Below are 1,841 nucleotides of genomic sequence, written 5' to 3'. Positions count from 1 at the left end.
GTGGTCGCCGGGACGCTGGGCTACCTGATCAACGAGGGCCTCGAACAGCTCGGCAAGCGGCTGTTCCGGTGGAGCTCGGTGGACCGGGAGGCGATCGCGTGACCGCGGCGACCCTTTCGGGCCGGGTGGGCCGGCGCGCCGCGCGCGGTGCCGCCACGGTCCTGCGCAACTGGCTGCTGTTCGCGATCCTGGTGGTCGGCTGGGAGTTCGCCGCCCGGGCCGGCGGCAGCAAGTTCTTCCCCCCGCCGTCGGAGATCGCGGGCACCGCCGCGAAGCTGTGGTTCACCGGGCCCGCGTCGCACCTGTTCCTCACCGACGCCGTGTTCGACAACGTGTTCCCCAGTCTCGGCCGGACGCTCGGCGGCTGGGCACTGGCCGCGCTCGTCGGCATCGTCATCGGCGTGCTCCTCGGCCGGTCGGCGACGGCGATGGACTACGTCGGCCCGCTGTTCGCGTTCTTCCGCTCGATCCCGCCACCCACCTTGATCCCGGTGTTCGCGGTGCTGTTCGGGCTGAGCTCGGGCATGCAGATCGGGTCGATCATCTTCGGCGCGGTGTGGCCGGTGCTGCTCAACACCGTCGACGGCGTCCGCTCGGTCGACCAGGTGAAGGTGGAGACGGCGCGGTCGTTCCGCACGCCCAAGGCGTACTGGCTCGGCATGGTCGTCCTGCCGTCGGCGGCGCCGAAGATCTTCGCCGGGCTGCGGGTGAGCCTGTCGATCTCGCTGCTGCTGATGGTCGTCTCCGAGCTCGTCGGCGCGTACAACGGCATCGGCCGGTCGCTGCTGAACGCCCAGCAGGACTTCGAGTTCCCGACCATGTGGTCGTGGCTGGTGCTGCTGGGCATCCTCGGCTACGTCTTCAACACGATCTTCCTGGCCGCGGAACGGCGGGTGCTGGCCTGGCAGCCGACCCGTCTCGGCCGCGACTGACGCTGGAAAGGCCTCTCCCATGTCCACCATGCTCGAAGTTTCCGGCCTCAGTCACACCTACGGCAGCGGGGCCAAGGCCCACACCGCGGTGAACAACCTTTCTTTCACCGTCGAAGCCGGGCAGCTGGCCAGCATCGTCGGCCCGTCCGGCTGCGGGAAGTCGACGCTGCTGCGCTGCATCGCCGGGCTGACCCCGCCCACCGACGGCACGGTCAGCCTGCACGGCGACCGCGTCTCCGGAGTCCCGGACGACCTGGCCGTCGTGTTCCAGGACTACAGCCGTTCGCTGTTCCCCTGGCTTTCGGTGCAGAAGAACGTCGAGTTCCCGTTGCGGTGGCGGCCGATCTCGCGCGCGGAACGTCGTGAACGGGCGGCCGAAGCGCTGTCCCACGTGGGCTTGTCGGACGTCGGCGGCAAGTACCCGTGGCAGCTGTCCGGCGGCATGCAGCAGCGGGTGTCGATCGCCCGCGCGCTGGCCAGCCGCCCGGCGCTGCTGCTGATGGACGAGCCGTTCGCCTCGGTCGACGCCCAGACGCGCTTCGAGCTCGAGGACCTGACCCGGCGCGTGCAGCGCGAGCAGGGCAGCACGGTCCTGGTCGTCACCCACGACATCGACGAGAGCGTGTACCTGTCCGACCGCGTGCTGGTGCTGTCGAAGTCACCGGCGTCGATCGTGGCGGACCTGCCGGTGGGCTTGCCCGCCGCGCGGGACCAGATCACCACGCGCGAGTCGGCCGAGTTCGTGACCCTGCGCGGCGAAGTGGCGCGGCTGCTGCACGGCGGCACGCCGGCGGAGGCCGCCACGGCCGCGTCCGACGCCGCGGAGTGGGAACTGGCCGAGCGGACCTCGGACGTCCGGGAAACCCGGACCCGCAGCTGACCCGTTGGTGGTCCACAGTGGATATCCAC

2 protein-coding genes and 1 pseudogene are annotated in these 1,841 nt (G+C 70.6%); all 3 read left to right on the top strand.

Going from position 1 to position 1,841, the window contains the following annotated elements; genetic code table 11:
• Positions 1 to 102, top strand: a pseudogene (locus ACFVYA_RS49885) (ABC transporter permease); the annotation flags it as partial.
• A complete protein-coding gene (locus ACFVYA_RS49880; RefSeq protein ID WP_387055698.1) occupies positions 99 to 932 on the top strand; it encodes an ABC transporter permease in 834 nt (277 codons plus the stop codon). The pseudogene ACFVYA_RS49885 and the gene ACFVYA_RS49880, both read left to right, overlap by 4 nt.
• 19 nt (positions 933 to 951) lie before the next feature.
• Positions 952 to 1,812, top strand: a complete 861-nt coding sequence (locus tag ACFVYA_RS49875) for an ABC transporter ATP-binding protein (protein ID WP_285986771.1) — start codon at positions 952 to 954, stop codon at positions 1,810 to 1,812.
• Positions 1,813 to 1,841 lie beyond the last annotated feature (29 nt).

Source organism: Amycolatopsis sp. NPDC058278, from assembly GCF_042881395.1.
In the GTDB taxonomy this organism is placed as follows: Bacteria; Actinomycetota; Actinomycetes; order Mycobacteriales; family Pseudonocardiaceae; genus Amycolatopsis.
This window is presented reverse-complemented; position numbering and strand designations above follow the sequence as displayed.

What these genes read in the sequence shown, in the direction of transcription:
- ACFVYA_RS49875 (WP_285986771.1), top strand. Translation starts at nt 952, where the DNA reads ATGTCCACCATGCTCGAAGTTTCCGGCCTCAGTCACACCTACGGCAGC.